Origin of the sequence: Rhodococcus sp. NBC_00294, assembly GCF_036163995.1 — a bacterium.
Taxonomy (GTDB): domain Bacteria; phylum Actinomycetota; class Actinomycetes; order Mycobacteriales; family Mycobacteriaceae; genus Rhodococcoides.
The window spans coordinates 1,652,173-1,674,094 of record NZ_CP108043.1 but is presented as its reverse complement, the minus strand read 5'-3'; the positions used below and the strand labels follow the sequence as shown (position 1 = coordinate 1,674,094).

The 21,922-nt window shown below is 68.9% G+C and carries 2 protein-coding genes; one reads left to right on the top strand and one right to left on the bottom strand.

The features are described from left to right. Positions 1-84: 84 nt before the first annotated feature. A complete protein-coding gene (locus OHB23_RS07900; RefSeq protein ID WP_328811243.1) occupies positions 85-1,560 on the top strand; it encodes a WS/DGAT domain-containing protein in 1,476 nt (491 codons plus the stop codon). A gap of 66 nt (positions 1,561-1,626) precedes the next feature. On the opposite strand, the gene OHB23_RS07895 is transcribed toward OHB23_RS07900, so the two are convergent. Further along, positions 1,627-21,819: a non-ribosomal peptide synthetase gene (locus OHB23_RS07895; RefSeq protein ID WP_328811242.1), complete on the bottom strand. Its 20,193-nt coding sequence runs from the start codon at positions 21,817-21,819 to the stop codon at positions 1,627-1,629. Positions 21,820-21,922: the final 103 nt, after the last annotated feature.

Sequence of the window (21,922 nt, the reverse complement as noted above, 5' to 3'; positions counted from 1 at the left end):
GCTCCGCACCCGGTCGATCTCTGCCTGAACGGCGAATGATCGACACTCGGTAGGGTCGACAAGTAACGGGTGACGCCGTGCCCGATGGTGCAGAACGCCACGCGACGTCGCCCCGCCCTTGCGGCGTCACCGAACGTGCGGCACCTGAAAGGACGGTCGATCCCGTCGATGACCTCATTGATCTCTCGCCCTCGTGGCGTTCGTCTGCATCCCCGAGACGCTGTGAACATTCTCGCGGAGAGCGAACGAATGGTTGCCAATCTCGTCGAGGTCGTGGTCTTTCATCCCCATCCGGGCACCGAGGCCGACACGCTCGACCTCGGAACGATCGCCGAGTGGCTGGTTCCTCGCATCGAGACCGTTCCCCAATTCCGACGCGTCCTGCGTCGATCGCGGTGGGACCTGGGAGATTCGTTCTGGATCGACTCGCCGAGGCCCGACCACGCGGCAGGGTTGTCCGTGACGCAGGTGAGCGAACCCGGTTGGGCGCCCGTCGAGAACGCGGTCACGTCGATGATGAACGAGCGTATGAACCTCTCGGAGCGCACGTGGGAGATCAGGTTCCTGACCGGCACATCCCACATCCAGGGTGTCCCGGACGGCGCGTGCTTCGCCCTGGTCAAGGTTCACCACTCGATCATGGACGGCCTGGGTCTGGCGGACGCTCTGAAGACGATCTTCGGTGACGACGTCTCGCTCCCCCGTCGTGAGGACGAGACGTGGGGACATCATGCCGCGGAGCGAGTACCGACCTCTCTCAAGAACGCGGTCACGTTGCCTTACGGACTGCTCAAGTACGTGCGCCGCTACCTTCTCGAACGCAAGGACGGTGACGCGTCGGAAGAAGGACGCCCGACACATCCGGCGACACGCTTCGACGGCCGCACCGATCGCGGCACCGTCTGCCGTGTGATGTGGTTCGACGTCGACGACATCAAACGGTCCAGGGCCGCTGTGCCCGGCAGCACGACCAACGACGTTCTCCTGGGCATAGTGTCGGGTGCGATGCAACGCTATCTCGAGGAGATCGGGGAGCGTCCTGACGGTTCGCTGGGCTCCACTGTGCCGATCGCGCTCGACGGGACCGAGTCGGCCAACCGCGCGTCGTTCCTCACGGTGTCTCTGCATTCGGACGTGTCCGACGTGCGAAAACGCCTCGCTGCCATTCAGCGGTCGACGGCCATGGCGAAAGCCGGCATCGCGAAGAAGACGCAGTCTGCGCGGAGGCGTTCCATCGACGTGATCCCGCCGATCGTCGTCAAAATTTTCATGTCATTGCAATCTCGCAACCGCGCCACGCCCGTCAACGTCGCGTCGAACACCGTTCTGTCGAACATGATGCACGGCGACAGCCGGCTCGAACTGCTCGGCAGGCCGGCGTTCGGAATTTTCACACCCATGCCGATCGTGGACGGATTCGGCTTGTGCCACCACGCGGGCACCCTCGGTGACACGTTGGCACTGACCATCACGGCCGATGCCTCGATGCTGACCGACCCCGACCGCTACTGCGCGCTGATCGAGGAAGCGCAACACTCGCTGAACTCGCTGGCCAGCTGACCTCGGGCTCGACCTGGTCACGCCGTTCGTCGGCCTCCGCACGCGGACCGACGAACGGCGTCGCCGTCACCGGCGGACGAACACGTCCCTGAGTGCGGGGCCGATGATCGTCAGGGCTCGGTCGCTCGTCATCTGCCAGTGGCTCACATCGACGGGTATGTCCGTGACCACGTCCGCGAACGGCTCCCACGATGCAGCCGGACCCGCTTCGTCCCCACGCCCTTCCACTGCTGAGAACATCACGATCTCACCGTGGTACCTACCCGGATGATGCTCGGCACCCAGCGCACCGTTGACGGTCGCCGTCGTGATCACATTCCGAATGATCTGCGGATCCACCTGTCCCGCGAGAGCTGTGCTCGTCGAGAGATAGTCGACCAGGGCATCGGCCGACTCGGACGCGGACGCGACATCGTCGGGTGCTGTCAGGGACCCGTCGACGAGCCCGGATGCAGCCAGGAAATCGGTCAGATGATCCGCGTCCTCGGCGTCGTTCGTCGTGTCCAGCGAGTGGGCGTAGGAGTCCAGCATCACCAACGACTCGACGACCGCGCCACGCTGTTGCAGCTGAACAGCCATCTCGTGGGCGATCCTGCCACCGAGTGACCACCCGAGCAGACGGTACGGGCCCTCGGTCTGCACGGAGAGCATGGCGTCGACGTAGGTCCGGGCTAAGGCCGCGACAGAAGTTGCCTGAGCGTCGACGTCGAGTAGGCCGGGCGGCTGCAGTCCGTACAGCGGAACCTCGTCGAGGTGGGGTGCGAGAGCCCCGAAGCTCCAGGACAGACCGGACACAGGGTGCACGCAGAAGACCGGTCGCCCTTCCCCGCCGGCAAGTGGCAGCACGACTCCCAACATGTCCTGCAGCCCCGTGGTCGACGCGGTGGTCGAGCCGTCGCCGACGCTGCGGATGTGATCGGCGATGTCGGCCGGAGTCGGACCCAGGAAGATCTGCCGCAGCGGAACCTCCACGCCGAGGTCGCGTCGGAGTGCTGCGGTGAGCTCCATGACGCCCAGCGAGTTTCCTCCCAAGCCGAAGAAGCTGTCGTCCGGACCGACGGCGTCGGATTCGAGAACATCGGCCATCGCAGCGCAGATCCGGCGCTCGAGCTCGTCGCGTGGCTCCCGCGACGCGAACCTCTGCGTGGTCGGCTCCGGGAGTGCCCGCCTGTCGACCTTGCCACTGGCGTTCAGCGGCAATGCATCGAGCGCGACTATCCGGGCAGGGACAAGGAAGTCCGGGACCGTCTCCGACAACCGTCGTCTCATCTCGGTCTCGTCCGGGTTCGGCTCACTGGACACGACGTAGCCCAGTAGACGACTGCGCCCACCGGTTCTCCGCACCACGACCGCGGCATCGGTGATGCCGTCGAGACCGCGCAGAGCAGACTCCACCTCACCCAGTTCCACTCTGACACCGTTGACCTTGACCTGATCGTCGGTTCGGCCCGAGTAGATCAGCTCACCCTCACCGTCCCACCGCACGACATCGCCCGTGCGGTACATGCGCGAGCCCGGAGTGCCGCTCGGATCGGCAACGAATCTGGTGGCGGTGTCGCCGGGCCGCGAGGCGTATCCACGTGCGAGCTGAGGTCCCGCGAGGTACAGCTCGCCGTGCACCGAGGGTCCGACCAGTCGGAGTGTCGTGTTCCTCACCGTCGCCGCGGTCGTTCCCATGGGAGGACCGATCGGGACAGCACCGGATTCGGAGCCCGTCGAGCGGTGCCGAGCAACGGACAGTGTCGTCTCCGTGGGACCGTACTCGTTGGTCGGCCGCACGATCCCGAGCGCCGCGACCGAGGCCACCAGATCGGTCGGGAGTCGCTCACCTCCACTGACGAGCAGGCGAAGTGAACTGCACCTCCCCGGCGCGATCGCGTCGACGAAGAGACGCAGCACCGAGGGAACGAAGTGCATCACCGTGACCTGTCGTTCGTCCACGACGTCAGCGAGATACCGCATGTCGAGGTGGCCACCGGGTCGTGCGATCACCAGCCGGGCGCCGACCAGCAGCGGCCACCACAATTCCCTCACCGATGCGTCGAAGGTCATCGGCGTCTTGTGGAACACGACGTCGCTCGCGTCGAGCGAGTACTCGTTCTGACGCCATTCCATACTGGTCGACACAGCATCGTGAGGCACGACGACGCCTTTGGGACGACCGGTCGATCCCGAGGTGAACATGACGTAGGCGGGCGTCGAGGGGTGGATCTCGCGCTGGCGCCGCAGAACCTGAGCGAGCGCGGTGTCATCGTCCGTACCGGACATGGCATCGAGATCGAGACGGGTTCGCCCGTCCGCGACGGAATCCAGTCCGGACTCGTTCATCGATTCTCGGTCCGAGAGAAGGTAGCGCGCGCCACTGTCCAGCACCAGGACCTCGTTGCGGTCCACTGCGTGACTCGGGTCCACCGGAACGTACGCAGCACCGGCCGCCACCACGGCGTGGAACGCGACGAGCTGTCGTGCCGATCGTGGAAGGACGACCGCGACCGTCGATTCCGGGCCGACTCCCGCAGCCATCAGTTCGGACGCCACCGAGACGATCTCCTCGGAGAGCTGTCCGTAGGTCAGTGTGGTCTCGGAGGCGTCGCAGAAGACTGCGACGTCGTCAGGCGCGGCGAGCACGGTCCGACGGAACTGTTCGAACAGAGTCTCTGTACCGCCCGATCCTCGACGATCGAGCCCGCCGAACGCGGTGACCGTTCGGATGTCCTCCTCGGACGGAGCAATGAGGGAATCGATGCGGGCAGTGGGATCGCCGACCGCAGCGTCGAGGACGCTCGTGAACTCGTCCGCGATACGCCTGACCGTCTCCTCGTCGAACAGGTCGACGGCGTAGATGAACCGTGCGAGATATCCACCGATTCCGTCGGGATCGTCCGCCATGGTCAATTGCAGGTCGAACTTGGCAATGCCAGGGTCGATCTCGAGGCCCTCGACCGACAGCTCGGGGAGCGTCAGGCGCTCGTTCCTCAGGTTCTGGAACGCGAGCATGACCTGGAAGAGAGGGTGCCGTGACGTGGCCCTGGGCAGGTCCATCATCTCGACCACCTGCTCGAACGGGACGTCGGCATGAGCGAACGCACCGAGTGCACGCTCCTTCGCGTGACCGAGAACGTCCGCGAAGGTGGCCGACGGTGCCATCTCGGTTCGCAGAACGAGTGTGTTCACGAACATGCCGATCATCTGATCCAGCTCGGCGAGGCCTCGTCCCGCGTACGGAGTGCCGATCGCCACGTCGTTCTCCCCGGTGAGACGGTGGAGAGTCACAGCGAGGGCTGCGTGCACGACCATGAACGGGGTGGCATTGGCGGCCCGCGCCAGATCCCGCACTCGCGATCCCGTGCCGGCGTCCACTCGCACGTCCACGGTCGAGCCGCGGTTCGACGGTGTGGCAGTGCGAGGACGGTCGAAGGGCAATCCGATCTCGTCCACGAGGCCCTCGAGTACAGATGTCCAGTAGACACCCTGCGAGGCCAACAACGAGGACGGGTCGTCGGGCGCCCCCAACACAGCACGCTGCCACAGCGTGTAGTCGACGTACTGCACATCGAGCGGTTGCCACGTCGGACTGTTCCCCAGCGCTCTCGAGACGTAGGCGACAGCGATGTCACGAGCGAGCGGACCGGCACTGAATCCGTCCGCAGCGATGTGGTGCACCACGACCACCAGGACGTGCGACCTCGAGTCGACGGTGAGCACCGCCACCCGCAGCGGCGGAGCAGTCGTGACGTCGAAGGGTGTCGAGGCCATCGACGTGACCATTCGAACGACCGCACTCTCGGCGTCGTCCTCGGTCCGCAGGTCGACCTCCGTCACGTCGACGCCTCGACCTGCAGGCAGCACGACCTGTTCGGGCGCCCCACTGTCGGCGGGATACACGGTCCTGAGGCTCTCGTGTCGGTCGACGACGTCGTCGATGGCATCGCGAAGCGCGTCCACGTTCAGATCGCCTGTGAAGCGCACCGCGATCGGAATGTTGTACGAGGACGACTCCGGCTCCAGACGGTTGAGGAACCACATGCGCGACTGCGCGAGCGAGAGTGGCACGTGGGCAGGACGTTCGACGGGCACCAGCGGTGCACGGGTGTCCGACGTCGACGCCGACTCGGCGCGCGCCGCGAACGTCGCGACGTCGGCCGACTCGAACATCTCGCGGATGCCGATGCGGGTGTTCAGCCGGGCGTTGACCCGCGCCACCACCTGCGTCGCCGACAGCGAGTTGCCACCGAGCTCGAAGAAGTTGTCGTCCATGCCGACTCGCTCGACACCGAGCACCGCGGCGTACGCGGCGGCGACGATCTCCTCGACCGGGGTGGACGGCGCGCGGTACTCCCGCGCCACGTCCAGATCGATCGACGGCAACCGGCGACGGTCGAGCTTGCCGTTGACGCTCAGCGGCAACTCCTCGATCACCACGATGCGCGCGGGAACCATGTAACCCGGAACCGCTTCGGCCGCAGCAGATCGCACCGCGTCGACGTCGAGGGTGACGTCCTTCTCGGGCACCACGTAGCCCACCAGCAGCTCGCCGCCGGCGGTACGGGCGACGGTGGCGGCCGATGCGGCGACACCGTCGGCGGTGGTCAGCGCGGCCTCGACCTCGCCGAGTTCGATACGGAAACCGCGCACCTTGACCTGGTCGTCGGTGCGGGCGACGAACTCGAGAACCCGTGCGTCACCGCGGGTGACCCAGCGGACCGCGTCACCCGTGCGGTAGAGCCTGCCGGACCCGAACGGATCGGCGACGAAGCGCTCCGCCGTCAGGGTGGTGTTGCCGAAGTAGCCGAGCGCCAGCTGATCGCCCGCGAGGTAGAGCTCACCCGCGACACCGACGGGTACCGGCCGCAGTCGCGAATCGAGAACGTAGACCTGCACGTTCGCCTCGGGTCCACCGATGGACACCGGACCCGTCTCGTCGGACGCGATGTGGTGCACGGTGACCGAGACCGCAGCCTCCGTCGGTCCGTAGAGGTTCATTACCGGAGCGTCGGACAGTCGGCCGAACGCGGTGACCACATCGCGCGGCAGCGCCTCGCCGATGCACAGGACCGCTCGCAGTGACGCGACGTCCTCGGCCGTCGCCACCGAGGCGAACGCACCGAGGAGCGACGGCACGAAGTCGGCGACGGTGACGTTCTGCTCGCGCATCAGTCGCGCGAGTTCGGCGGGGTCCCGGTTCGCCTCGGGCGAACCGATCACCAACCGGGCGCCCGCGGTCAGCGGCCACCACAGCTCCCACACCGACAGGTCGAACGTGGACGGTGTCTTCTGCACCATCGCGTCGTCCGCCGTGAGTTCGAACTCGTTCTGGATCCACCAGAGCTGGTTCGCCACAGCGCGATGCGGCAGCGCGACGCCCTTGGGACGTCCGGTCGACCCCGAGGTGTAGATGACGTACACGGGGTCCTCGGCCGACAGCGGGCGGCTGCGCTCGTCGTCGGTGACGGGAGCGTCGGAGAAGTCCGAGAGCTCCGCCGTGAGCACGTCGATCGTCGGGACGTCCGAGGGCGCCGACAGAGCTCGACCGCCCAGCAGGATCAGCGACGGCCGGGCATCACCCAGCACGTACTCCGTGCGCTCGGCCGGGTGGTCGAGGTCGATCGGCAGGTACGCCGCACCGGCCTGGACCACCGCGTACATCGCGACCATCGAGTCGATCGACCGTGGCATCGCCACGGCGACGAGATCACCGGTGCGCACGCCGTCGGCGAGCAACCTGCGCGCCAGTCGTGCGACGCGAGAACCGAACTCGCCGTACGTGAGTGAGTCGTCACCTTCCGTCAGGGCGACGACGTCGGGACGCTCGGCGACTCGCTCGGCGAACATCCGCGCAACGGAGGTGGGCGCACCCGCGACACGAGTGTCGTTGGTGTCCACCAGGATCGACCGACGCTCGTCCGCGCTCAAGACGTCCGCGTTGTGCACCGGCGCGTCCGGACGCGCGATCAGCGCATCGACCACGCGGGAGAAACGCTCGGCGAACGACTCGGCCGTCGCGCGGTCGAACAGCGCCTCGGCGAAGGTGAGCACCGACTGCAGCGAGCCGTCCTCGGCTCCCTCACTGACGATGAGGTGCAGATCGAACTGCGAGACCGCGGCCTCGAGTCCGACGTCCCCGACGGTGAGGTCGGGGAGCTCGAACGTCACCGGCGCGAGGTTCTGGAACGAGAAGCCCACCTGGAAGATCGGGTGGTACGCGGTGGATCGACGCGGATCGACGGCCTCGACGAGCTGCTCGAAGGGCACGTCCGCATGACCGAACGCGGCCAGATCGACCGAGCGCGCGGCCGCGACCAGATCGGCGAACGACGCATCCGGGTCGACGTCGAGACGCAGTGCCAGCGTGTTGACGAACATGCCGACCATGTCGTCCAGTTCGCGCTCACCACGTCCGGCGATCGGGGTTCCGACGGCGATGTCGCGCGAGCCGGACAAGGCGCCGAGCAGCACGGACCACGCCGCGTGCACGGCCATGAACACCGTGCCCTGACGCGAGGCGGCGACGGCGCGCAGGCCGGCCGTCTGCTCGGGGGTCAGCGCGAACTGCACCGAGTGGCCGAGCATGGACTGCACCGCGGGTCGCGGCCTGTCGGTCGGCAGCTCGATCGGATCGTCCAGACCGGCGAGCTGCTGCTTCCAGTACGCGATCTGCTGGGCGGTCAACGATTCCGGGTCGCTCTCCGATCCCAGCACCTCGCGCTGCCACAGCGCGTAGTCGGCGTACTGCACGGGCAGGGGTGCCCACTCCGGGATCGCTCCGGCGACGCGCGCCGAGTAGGCGACCATGACGTCGCGTGCCAGCGGTCCGAGGGAGAATCCGTCCGCGGAGATGTGGTGCACGACGATGGACAGCACGTACTCCGCCGCGTCGCCTGCCGGGTCGACGACCTCGAGCAGCAGACCACGCACGGGCACGGCCGCCGTGACGTCGAACCCGGACGCGATGAACTCGAACAACGCGCCGGGCACACCGGCGGTCTCGACCGGACGTGGCGCCAGGTCGAGGGGAACGTCGTCCACACCCAGGATCACCTGGTAGGGACCCTCTTCCGACCCCGGGTACACCGTGCGCAGCGTCTCGTGCCGGGCGAGGACGTCGCGGACGGCCTCCTCCAGCGCGGCGACGTCGAGCGTGCCGGTGAGGCGCACCGCCAGCGGGATGTTGTACGCGGGCGAGCTGGTGTCGAACTGGTTGAGGAACCACATGCGGCGCTGTGCGAGCGACAGCGGCACCGGATCGGGCCGCTCGCCCGCGACGAGCGCGGGGCGACGACCGACTCCACCCGAGAGTGCGCGCGCCGCGAGTTCGCCCACGGTCGACGCGTCGAAGATGTCGCGCACGCCGATGTGGGTGTCCAGTGCCGCGTTGATACGCGCGACGGCCTGGGTGGCCACGAGCGAGTTGCCGCCGAGATCGAAGAAGCTGTCGTCGACACCGACCCGCTCCACGCCGAGAAGATCGGCGAACACCTCGGCGACGGCCTGGTCCTCGGGCGTCTCCGGGGCGCGGTACTCGGCCTGCTGCCGCACCAGGGTGGGCTCCGGCAACGCGGCACGGTCGAGCTTGCCGACCGGGTTCAGCGGCACGGAGGTGAGCGGCATGATCACCGCGGGCACCATGTGCGCGGGCAGGCTCTCCTTGACAGATGCGTGCACGGCCGCGACGTCCAGGGTCGCGCCCGCCTCGAGCAGGGACGCCGCCGGCAAGACGTAGGACACGAGATCGGTGACGCCACCGACGGATCGGTGGCCGACCGTCACGGCGAAGTCGACGTCCGGATGGGACGTGAGCGCGGCATCGATCTCGCCGAGCTCGATGCGCTGGCCACGGATCTTGACCTGGAAGTCGCTGCGGCCGATGTACTCGACGGTGCCGGCCTCGGTCCAGCGGACCACGTCGCCGGTGCGGTACAGACGGCTCCCCGCGGGACCGTACGGATCGGCGACGAAGCGCTCGGAGGTGAGCGTCGGGCGGCCGAAGTAGCCGCGCGCGACACCCGGACCTCCGGCGTAGAGCTCACCGGGAACGCCGACGGGCACGGGCCGCAGTCGGCCGTCCAGCACGTACTCGCGAGTGCCCTTGCTGGGACCGCCCACCGTGATCGGATCGCCTGCGGAGAGGGGCACCGACGCGTTGATCATGATCGTCGTCTCGGCGGGTCCGTACCCGTTGACGACGGTGCGGCCGGACGTCGCCCACGCCGCCATCAGATCCGGCGGAAGAGCCTCGCCGACGGGCATGACGGCGCGCACGGACGGCACCGCGTCCGGCTCGACGGTCGCCAGCGCGGACGGCGTGATCACCATGTGGGTGACACCCTCGTCGGTGACGAAGCGCGCCAGATCGGGTCCGCCGTAGAACCCGGCGGGCGCCGGTGCGAGCGGAACCGCGTTGCCGGCGGCCAGCAGGATCTCGAAGATCGACGCGTCGAAGCTCGTCGACGCCACGGCCAGAATGATCGACGCGTGATCGATCCCCAGCGAGTCCGTCTGTGCGGCCACCAGATTGGCGAGACCGGTGTGCGGGACGACGACACCCTTGGGGCGACCGGTCGATCCGGACGTGTAGATCATGTACGCCGCGTTGCTCATGCGTACGGTGCCGAGACGCTCACCGTCGGTGAGGCGCTCGGGCGAGCGGGAGTCGACGTCGGCCGCGAACTGCTCGTCGTCGAGGACGAGCCACCGCAGCCCGTCGACGTCGGCGGGGCGGTCGGCGACCGTCGTGATGCCGAGCGCCGCCGTCGAGTCGTGCACCATGTAGTCGATGCGCTCGGCAGGGTGTGCCGGGTCGACGGGCACCACGTAACCGCCCGCCTTGGCGACCGCCCAGACGCAGAGCACGAACTCGGGCGACCGCGGAACCGCCACGGCCACCACGACGTCCGGTCCGACACCCGCGTCGACGAGGACGCGCGCGAGGCGCGTGGCACGAGCGTCGAGCTCCTCGTACGTCCACTGCACCGATCCCTGGCGGACGGCGAGTCTGCTGGGAGCGTGATCCGCGGCGTCCTCGAGGATCCGGACGAGCGTGCGCTCGTCGACGTCGGCGGATCCGCGGCGCGACAGCAGGTCGGTGCGCTCGTCGGCGAGCAGCGTCTCGATGCGGCCGACGGGTGCACCCGGTGCCGTGGCGAACGCCGCGAACACGGCCTGCAGGCGACTGCCCAGTGCGGACACGTACTCGTCGGAGAACAGGTCGCGCAGGTAGCGCAGGGTCATGCGGATCTGCGTGTCCGCGAACGTGACCACGTTGATCGGGTAGTGCGTCGCGTCGAGCACCTGAGCGCCGGTGACGGCCATGCCGTCGATGGACGCGGCGGCCTTCAGGCCCTCCTCGTCCACCGGGTAGGACTCGAGAACGGTGATCGAGTCGAACACCGCGCCCGGGCCGACAGCGGTGGTGATGTCCGCCAGCCCCAGGTAGTGGTGGTCGAGCAACGCCGTCTGCTCCTCCTGCAACCGGAGCAGGAAGGACTCGATGCTGTCGGACTCGTCGATGCGCACGCGGACGGGCAGCGTGTTGATGAACAGGCCGACCATGGTCTCGACGCCCTCGAGGTCGGCGGGGCGACCGGAGACCGTTCCACCGAACGCGACGTCGTCGCGGCCCAGCTGGCGCGCGAGCACGAGGCCCCACGCCGCCTGCACGATCGTGCTGAGCGTGACACCGAGACGCGACCCCAGATCGGTCAGCTCGGACGTGACCTTCTCGTCCATGACGACCTCGACCCGACCCGTGTCGGTCGAGACCCCGGACGTGTCGGTGATGCCCGACAACAGTGTCGGCTCTTCCGCCCCGGCGAAAGCCGTGGTCCACGCCTTGACCGAGACGGCGCGGTCGCGGACCGACAGCCACTCCAGGAAGGAACGGTAGGACCGGACCTCGGGAAGCAGCGACGCATCTCCGCGCAGCGCGTACAGCGTGAGGAGATCCTTGAGCACCAGCGGCATCGACCATCCGTCGATGACGATGTGGTGCGCCATGAACGACAGCGTGACCGCGTCGTCGGCGGTGCGGATCATCCGGAAGCGCACCAGCGGCGCGCTGTCCATCGAGAACCGGCGGTCCCGCTCGGTCTCGAGCTCGACGCGCAGGTCGCCCTCGATGTCGTCGTGGCCGCGCAGGTCGACATCGACCCACGGAACCTCGGCGGAACTCGGAACCAGTTGCACCGCACGACCGTCCGCGGTGGTGCGGAACGATGTCCGCAGCCCGTCGTAGCGCGCGAGCAGCGCACCGGCCGCGGCGACGAACCGGTCCCGGTCGACGTCGCCGGTCAGGTCCATCACGACCTGCATGACGTAGACGTCGGGAGCGCCGGCCGGCTGCATCGACGAGTGGAACAGCAGACCCGCCTGCAGCGGAGCAAGGGACCAGACGTCCTCGAGATGAGACCCGGCATCGGACATCTCGTTCTCGAAGACCTCGATGTCCTTCTGCGACACCGGCACCAGCGGTACGTCCGACGGCGTGAGGCCGCCGGCATCGCCGCTCCCGACGTGCTGAGCGAGCGCCGTGAGCGCCTCGACCCAGTAGGTGCCGAGCGCGGACACGTCCTCCGACGACAGGATGCCGCGGGGGAAGGCGAACGTGGCACCGAGCTGCTCGTCCGCGAGGACTGCGTTGATGTCGAGCACGGCGATCGCCGGCATGTCGGCATCGAGAGGCACGTCCGCGAGGGTGGTGATGTCGGACGACGGGAGGAAGCCCAGACCCTCCGCACCCTCGGGCAGCTCGCCCGCGGACAGGCGGCCCAGGTAGTTGAAGCTGATCTGGCCGACGGATCGCGCGAGAACCGAGCGTCCCGTCTCGTCGAGGTAGCGCAGCATGCCGTAGCCCATACCGCGATCGGGCACCGCGAGCAGCTGTTCCTTGACGGCCTTGACAGCTCGGCCGGCCGCGGCGCCACCGGCGAACGCGTCGTCGAGGTCGACGTCGGTGAGGTCGAGCAGCACGGGGAAGATCGACGTGAACCAGCCGACGGTCCGCGACAGATCCGCGAGTCCGGCGTCGCCGAGCACGTCCTCCTCGCGGCCGTGGCCCTCGAGGCGCAGCAGCAACGACGACGTCTCGGTGCCGCGCTCACGGCGCCACTTCGCCACGGCCAGAGCCAGTGCGGACAACAGTCCGTCGTTCACGCCGCCCCGGAACACCTGCGGCAGAGCGGTGACGACGGCGGTCGTGACGTCCGCCGGGACGGTGACGCGCACCTTGTCGAGCGTGGCCTGCACGTCGACGGCGGGGTCGAGATCGCGGTCGCCGAGCAGCACGTCCTCGGACCGCACGACGGAACTCCAGAACGGCAGTTCCGAGCGACGGGACGGCGCCTGGTCCACGAGCGCGTGCGCCCAGGTACGCATCGACGTGCCCACCGGTTGCAGAGTCGGCTCGGTCCCGGAGGACACGCCGAACCACGCGGTGACCAGGTCCGGCACGATGATGCGCCACGAGACACCGTCGACGGCGAGGTGATGGCCGGCGACGACGAGGTGGCCGCCGGTCGACGGCCCCCGGTCCAGCCAGACGAACTGCACGAGACGACCCTCGGCCGTCGACAGGCGATCCAGCGCCGAGTCGAGTGCCGTGCGAGCCACCTTCTCGAGGTCGTCGCCCGTGACGTCGGCATCGACGTCGACTCGGGTGAGAAGCGACGCGGCGTCCACCGAACCCGGTGCCGCGGTGACGATCTCGAAGCCGTCGTCGAGCGACCCGGTGAGGCGCGCGCGGAACATGTCGTGACGGTCCACCACGGCCTGCAGTGTCGCGGTCATGCCGGGCTCGTCGATACCCGCCGGCAGGTCCAGTACGACGCTCTGCGAAAAGCGCTCGTAGGCGCCGCCGCGGCGGGTCATGAAGTGCTCCACCGGGGTCAGCGGACGCGATCCGACGCCGCCACCCTTGAGTTCGGGCAGCATGCGGACGGCGTTCTCCCCCGACGACACGACGGCCGCCAGCGCGGCGACGGTGCGACGCTCGAAGACGTCACGCGGGCTGAGGGACAGTCCGGCGGCGCGAGCACGCGACACCAGCTGGATGGAGACGATGGAGTCGCCGCCCAGGGCGAAGAAGTCGTCGTCGGCGCCCACGCGCTCGACCCCGAGAACATCGGAGAACACAGCAGCGAGGGCACGCTCGGTCTCGGTGCCGGGCTCGCGGTAGGTGTCGGTGTCGGTGCCGAACTCGGGCGTCGGCAGAGACCGTCGGTCGACCTTGCCGGTGGCGCCCAGGGGCACCTCGTCCATGAGGACCACGGCCGACGGAACCATGTGAGCCGGCAGCGATTCCGCAGCCCACTCGGTGACGTCCGATTCCCGCAGACGAGATCCGGGAGTGAGCGTGACGTACGTGACCAGCACCGTCGAGCCCGCTGCCGTGGTGAACGGGGTGGTCACCGCGAACTGCACCTCGGGATGGGAGGAGACGACGACATCGATCTCGCCGGGCTCGATGCGGAAGCCGCGAACTTTGATCTGCGAGTCACCTCGGCCGACGTACTCGAGTTCGAGCTCGTCCGTCCCCGGACGTCGCCACCAGCGCACGACATCGCCGGTCCGGTACATGCGGGTTCCGGGCTGACCGTACGGGTCGGCGACGAAGCGCTCGGACGAGAGTGCCCGGCGCTCGTGGTAGTGCTGCGCCACACCGGGTCCCGCGGTGTAGAGCTCACCCGGAACACCGACCGGAACGGGGCCCAGTCGACTGTCGAGCACCATGGCACGACCGCCGCGGATCGGGCCACCTATGGACACCGGGCCGTCCGGACTCAGCGGGCCGCCCAGGTGCGAGACGATCGTGGTCTCGGTGGGGCCGTACGCGTTCAACATCCGACGGCCCGGCGCGAACCGAGCCACGAGGTTCCGATCGAAGGATTCTCCACCCACCGCCACCGTCTGCAGCGACGGAAGGCCCTGGTGATCCATCGACGTCAACGCCGCCGGGGTGATGAACGCGTGCGTCACCTCGTGTCGGCGGATGAACTGTGCGAAGTCCTCTCCACCGTAGATCGACGTCGGTGCGACCACCATCGCCGCGGACGACGAGAACGACAACAGCACTTCCAGCAGGGAGGCGTCGAAGCTCGGAGAGGCGAAGTGCAGTACCCGAGAGTGCCGATCGACCCGATACGTCTCCGCCTGGGTGGCTGCGAGATTCGCCAGACCACGATGGGACACCGAGACGCCCTTGGGCAGACCGGTGGAACCGGAGGTGTAGATGATGTACGCGCGGTCGGCCGGCGTGACGGCCGTCCGGCGGTCGGCGTCGGTGATCGGATCCGCCGACGCGGCCGAGACCTGTGCCCGGATCTCGTCGGTATCGACGACGAGCCAGTCGATCTCGTCGGGCAGGGACGCCCGATGCACGCCGAGCGTCAGGCCGACACGGACGCCCGAGTCGGTCACCATGTGCTCGATGCGATCGGCCGGGTAGTTGGGGTCGATCGGGACGAAGGCCGCACCCGTACGGGTCACCGCCCACATCAACGCGACCGACTCCGCGGAGCGCGGGACGGACAGCGCCACGGCGGATCCGGCTCCGATGCCCCGGTCGATGAGCACGCGGGCGAGTCGAGCCGAGAACTTGCCGAGTTCGCGGTAGGACACCGACGTCCCGTCGAACAGGACCGCGGAGTCGAAGACCAGTGCCGGGCCGTCGGGGTTGCTCTCGACGGCATCGACGAGGAGGTCGCCGAGCGTCCGCTCCGCCACCGCGTCGTCCCCGGTGACGGGCGCCAACGCCGCCGCCTCTGCGGAGTCGAGCAGTGGGATGTCGCCGACGGCGCGGTCGGGCGTCTCGATCGCCGCGGCCAGCACGCGCTCGAAGCGCTCGCAGAACAGCGTGACGGTCTCCGCATCGAACAGGTCGGTGGAGTACGTCACCTCCATCGTCATTCCCGCCGATTGCCCGTCACCCGACCGGCCTCCGGCCTGCCCGCCGTCCTCCACCGTTTCCGTGATCTCGATGGACAGGTCGAACTTCGCGGAGTGGATGCCGGCGTCGTACCGGGCGACCTCGAGGCCGCCGAGTTCGAACGTCGTGCGCTCGAGGTTCTGGAACGCCAGCGCCACCTGGAAGAGCGGGTTGTGCGATGTCGAGCGCTCCGGAGCGAGGACCTCGACGAGCCGCTCGAAGGGGATGTCCGCGTTACCGAAGGCGCCGAGGTCCACGGTCTTCGTCTCGGCCAGCAGCTCGGTGAACGTGGCGTGCGGCGAGACCTGCGTGCGCAGCACGAGCGTGTTGACGAACATGCCGACGAGGTCGTCGAGCGCTTCCTCGCCGCGACCGGCGATGGGGGCACCGACGGCGATGTCGGTGGTGTTCGACAGTCGGGCGAGTACGACGGCGAGCGCACTGTGCACGACCATGAAGAGGCTCGCGTCGTGGGCGCGTGCGAAGTCTGCCGCGCGAGTGTGGATCTCGGCATCGATCGTGTGGTGGACCGCGGACCCGGCCCCGGTGGACACCGCGGGACGCGGGCGGTCCGACGGGAGCGTGAGCACCTCCGGCAGATCGTCGAGCTGCGTCACCCAGTACGACTCCTGCTGCGACGCCAGTGATTCCGGGTCGGACTCGGAGCCCAGCATCTCGCGCTGCCACAGGGAGAAATCCGCGTACTGCACGGTCAGCGGACGCAGCGGGCCGTTCTCGGACCACGCCGGCGTGCCGGCCTGACGTGCCGCGTAGGCGGTCATGACGTCGCGGGCGAGCGGGCCCATCGAGAATCCGTCGGCACTGACGTGGTGCACGACGAACGCCAGCACGGCCTCGGTGTCCGACGTCCGCAGCAGTGCGCCGCGCAGCGGCACCTCCGCGGTGACGTCGAAGCCGGAGGTCACCATGTCGAGGACGCGCGCCTGCACGTCGTCCGCGGCGACCTCGGTCACGGCGAATTGTCCGGCGACCCGGTCGGCGGGCAGGATCACCTGGTACGGCGTGCCGTCCACCTGCGGGTAGAGCGTACGCAGAGACTCGTGGCGCTCGAGCACGTCGCCGACGGCCGCGCGCAGCACGTCCACGTCGAGCGCACCGCGCAGCGTGATGACGAGCGGGATGTTGTAGGCCGCCGACTCGGTGTCGAACTGGTTGACGAACCACATGCGGGACTGCGCGAGCGACAGCGGAATTCGCTCCGGGCGCTCCCTCGGCGCCAGCACGGGCCGGGTACGGCCGGTGTGTGCCGCGGCGTCGATCCGGGCGGCGAGCGCGGCCACCGTGGGCTTCTCGAACAGATCGCGGACGCCGATGGAGCTGGACAGCGCCTCGTTGACCCGCGCGACGGCGCGCATGCCGACCAGCGAGTTGCCGCCGAGCTCGAAGAACGAGTCGTCGATGCCGACGCGCGGGGCATCGAGCAGTGCGGAGAAGACGTCCGCGACGACCTTCTCGGACACCGTCTCCGGAGCCCGGTACTCCCGCGGTCCGGACACGTCCACGGGCTCGGGCAGAGCGCGGCGGTCGAGCTTGCCGCTGGGGCTGAGCGGGATCTCGTCGAGCACCGTCAGGTGTGACGGCACCATGTACGCGGGGACGCGCTCGGCGACCAGGTCGAGGACATTCGCCAGTTCCGGTGCGCGCCCGGCCTCCGGCACGATGTACGCCACCAGAGCTTCGCCGGTGCGCTCGTCGGAGTGCACGATGGCCACGGCGCGGGCCACGTCCGGGTGCGCGGTGAGAGCGGACTCGATCTCGCCGAGCTCGATGCGCAGACCACGGAGCTTGACCTGGAAGTCGGTGCGGCCGAGGAACTCCAACTCACCGGACGCGGTGACCGAGACGAGGTCGCCGGTTCGGTACATTCGCTCACCGGTCGTGCGGGGATCGGCGACGAAGCGATCGGCGGTGAGGTCGGGCCGACCGAAGTACCCACGAGCCAGCTGCGCGCCCGTGAGATAGAGCTCTCCCGGGACACCGACCGGAACGTCGTGCAGACGCGAGTCCAGCACGCGCGCACCGGTGTTACGGATCGGGCGACCGATGGGCACGGTACGGACGTCGGCGTCGGTGGTCCGGTGCAGCGTGGACGTGACCGTCGCCTCGGTGGGGCCGTACGTGTTGTCGAGCTCGGCGGCCGACGAGGCCGCGAACCGACGCACCAGATCGGCGGACAACGCCTCGCCGCCCACCGACAGGTAGCGCAGCGATCCCGGCAGGGCCAGACCGGCATCGGACATGAAGAGCTCGAGCATGGACGGTACGAACTCGAGGATCGCGATGCCGTGCGAGCGCGCCTGGTCGAGCAGGTACTGCACGTCGAGGTGACCGTCCGGACGCGCGACGACGAGGGTGGCTCCGAGCTGCAAGGGCAGGAAGAGTTCCCACACCGACGCGTCGAACGTCACCGGCGTCTTCTGCAGCATCGTGTCGCCGACCGTGAGGTCGTACGTCTCGTGCATCCAGAGCATCTGGTTCAGGACGGAGCGGTGCGAGACCGCCACACCCTTGGGGCGGCCGGTCGAGCCCGATGTGTAAATGATGTAGGCGATGTTGGACGGCACGAGCGTGCCCGTCCGCTCCGCGTCCGTCAGCGGCTCCGCGGACACGTCGGCGAGATCGACCGCGTCGACGTCGATCACGTTGTGGTGCTCGGGCAGGTCGCGGTGATCGCGCGTGGTGGTCAGCACGACGACGGGTGCGGCGCTGGACAGGACGTACTCGGTGCGCTCGTGCGGGTGGTCCGGATCCACCGGCACGTAGGCGCCACCGGCCTCGAGCACCGCGTAGATCCCGATCATCATCTCGAGCGAGCGGCGCATGCCGACGGCCACGCGGGCGTCGGGACCGACCCCCAGTGCGACGAGGTGCCGTGCCAACCGGTTCACCCGCGTGGAGAACTCGGCATACGTGAGAGAGGTCCCCTCGTACACGAGCGCGGTCCGACTCGGATCCTGTGCGGCGCCGCGGCGGAACGCGTCGACGAGGGGCTCGGCGGGCAGCGGAGCGTCGATGCCGCGCAGCGCGGCGAGCTGCGTCTGCTCGCCGGAGGTGGTCAGCGGGAGATCGCCGACGGCGGTGGAGGAATCGGCCACGACGGCGGCGAGGATGCCGACGTAGCGTTCCGCGATGGTGCGTGCGGTGGGTTCGTCGAACAGATCCGTGGCGTACAGCAGCGATCCGTCGATGGGACCGGGCGACCCGTCGGGGTTCACCTGCTCCATGAGCGTCAGCGTCAGGTCGAGCTTCGCGACCGGCACGTCCGAGTCGAGGAGACCGATGGTGACGTCGGGCAGCTCGATCTCGGTGCGTTCGAAGTTCTGCAGCATGAGCAGTACCTGGAACAGCGGCGCGTAGGCGAGCGAGCGCTGGGGTCGCAGGATCTCGACCAGCCGGTCCAGCGGCAGGTCCGAGTTGCCCAGTGCATCGAGGTCCGCGGTGCGGGTGCGGAGCAGGAAGTCCTCGAACGACTCCCCCGGCTCCAGATGCGATCGCAGGACCAGCGTGTTGCCGAACATGCCGACGAGCGGATCGAGCGCCTGCTCGCCGCGGCCCGCGATCTGCGTGCCGACGGACACGTCGTCGGTGGCGGCCATGCGCGAGAGCAGCACGGCCAGAGCGGCGTGCACCACCATGAACAGCGTCGAGTTGGTGCGTCGCGCGAGGTCGTTCAGACCCTCGACGACGTCCGTCTCGAGTCGGAACGGCACCGTCGCACCGCGGGACGACGGCTGCGCCGGTCGCGGCCGGTCGGTGGGGAGTTCGATGACCTCGGGAGTGCCGGCGAGGGCGCGCGTCCAGAAGTCGATCTGCTTGGCGCTCAACGACTCGGGGTCGCTCTCGTCGCCGAGGAGCTCGCGGTGCCACATCGCGTAGTCCGCGTACTGCACCTCGAGCTCGGGCAGCTCGGGAGCCGCACCGGCGCTGCGCGCCACGTAGGCCGTGGTGAGATCGCGTACCAGCGGGGCGAGCGATCCACCGTCACTGGCGATGTGGTGCATGACCACGGCGAGGACGTAGTCCTGGTCCGCGATCTGGAAGAGCTTGGCACGGAAGGGCACCGAGGACGACACGTCGAAGCCGTCGAGCACCACCGGGGTCAGTCGCTCGTACACCGAGCTCTCGTCGATCCGCTCCGGATCGAGCACCACCGACACCGACGACGCGGGCTCGATGCGCTGCACCGGACCACTGTCGGTCTGCGGGTAGACGGTGCGCAGCGTCTCGTGCCGCGTGATGAGATCCTCGAACGCGTGGCCGAGCGCCTCGACATCCAGCGCACCCGTCATCCGCAGCACGACAGGCTGGTTGTACGCGGGCGACGCCACGTCGTACTGGTTGGTGAGCCACATCCGCTGCTGGGCGTAGGACAGCGGCAGGTCACCCGAGCGATCACGACGCACGAGCGGCGGCCGCTCCGGGGCACCGAGCGAGAGATCGACCCGCGCAGCGAGATCCGCGACGGAGGTCGCCTCGAACACGTCCCGCACCGCGATGCGGGACTGCGCCGCCTGGTTGATCCGGGCGACCACCTGGGTCGCGAGCAGCGAGTTGCCACCGAGTTCGAAGAAGGTGTCGTCCAGACCCACGCGCTCGGCCGACAACAGGTCCGCCAGCACCTCGGACACCGTGATCTCGGTCCGCGTCTCGGGAGCCCGGTACTCCTTCGTCGACGTGCCGATGGTCGGCTGCGGCAGCGCCGCGCGATCGAGCTTGCCGACGGGTGTGAGGGGCACGGCGTCGATGACGATGATCTCGGACGGCACCATGTACGCGGTGAGGCTGCGGCCGACGAAGGCCGTGACGTCGTCGACGTCGATCTCGTGGCCCGGCTCGGGCTGCACGTAGGCCACGAGCACCGTCGAGCCGTCGGGCAGCTGATGTCCGGCCGCCGCGGCGAAGCGGACGTCCGGGTGCGCGGTCAGGGCGGCGTCGATCTCGCCGAGTTCGATGCGGAACCCACGGACCTTCACCTGGAAGTCGGAGCGACCCAGGTAGTCGACCGCGCCGCCGCTGCGCACGCGGGCGAGGTCGCCCGTGCGGTACACGCGCGAGCCGGGTTCACCGAAGGGGTCCGCGACGAAACGCTCCGCCGTGAGCGACGGCCGACCGTGATACCCGCGGGCCAGACCGGGACCCGCCGCGTACAGCTCACCGGCGACACCGGCCGGGACGTCGCGCAGGCGGCCGTCGAGCACGGGCGTGCGGAAGTCGCGGATCGCGCCGCCGATGGAGACGGGCGCGTCCGGGAACAGCTCCGCGCAGTTGGTCATGATGGTGGCTTCGGTCGGACCGAAGCCGTTGAACATGCGGCGGGTGTCGGTCACGAAGCGCGACACCAGTTCCGGCGGGCACGCCTCACCGGCGGTGACCACGACCCGCAGATCGGGCAACTCCGACGGCGTGACCGAGGCCAGCACGGACGGGGTGATGACAGCATGGGTCACCCGCTGCTCGCGCAGCAGAGCCGTCAGATCGTCGCCGCCGAAGACGTCGGGCGGCGAGACGACCATCGTCGCTCCGGACCCCACGGCCATGAGCAGTTCGAAGACCGAGGCGTCGAAGCTCGGGGACGCGACGGCGAGGGTGCGGGCGGACGCGTCGATACCGAAGCGCTCACGCTGCTCGGCGACCAGGCTCGAGAGGCCGGCGTGCGTCACCTCGACGCCCTTGGGTCGACCCGTCGATCCGGACGTGTAGATCATGTAGGCCGTGTTCGCGGGGCCGAGCACCCGCACGCGATCGGCGTAGGTGACCGGCTCGGCGGACCGTGTGTCGACGGCGGCGTCCAGGTCGGCGTCGCCCAGGACGAGCCAGCTGGGGCCCACTCCCTCGGGCAGGGTCTCGCGGTGCTCCGAGGTGGTGATCCCGAGAGTGGCCCCCGAATCGGTGAGCATGTACTCGATGCGGTCCGCGGGGTACTTCGGATCGACCGGCACGTATGCCGCCCCGGTCTTGGCGACCGCCCAGATCGACAGGATCGACGCGGCGGACCGCGTGACGGCCAGCGCCACCACGTCCTCGGCACCGATGCCGCGCGCGATCAGCTCACGCGCCAGCTTCGACGACGCCGCGTCGAGCTCGCGGTAGGTCCACTCGGTGGTCGCGCCGGACTCGTCGCGGAACACGAGGGCCACACCGTCGGCGTTCGCCTCCACGGCGGCCGCGAGGATCTGGGGCAGGGTGGCCGCGCGGGGACGCTGTCGGCGACGCGGGCGTTCCCTGGTCGGACGCTCGCGGCGGGGTGCCCCCGCGCGTCCCGGACGTTCCGCCCGCGACCGGTCCTGGTTCGAGGTCTCGTCGGGAGTGCCATCCGTCATCGTCGTGCTCCTCGTGAATCGATACCGAGCCTCGCCCGTGGTTGCCCACCGACGATCCCGCTGCGTACTCGCGACACTCCCCGCGGATGCGCGCACGCGTGCT

What these genes read in the sequence shown, in the direction of transcription:
- OHB23_RS07895 (WP_328811242.1), bottom strand. Translation starts at nt 21,819, where the DNA reads ATGACGGATGGCACTCCCGACGAGACCTCGAACCAGGACCGGTCGCGG.
- OHB23_RS07900 (WP_328811243.1), top strand. Translation starts at nt 85, where the DNA reads ATGGTGCAGAACGCCACGCGACGTCGCCCCGCCCTTGCGGCGTCACCG.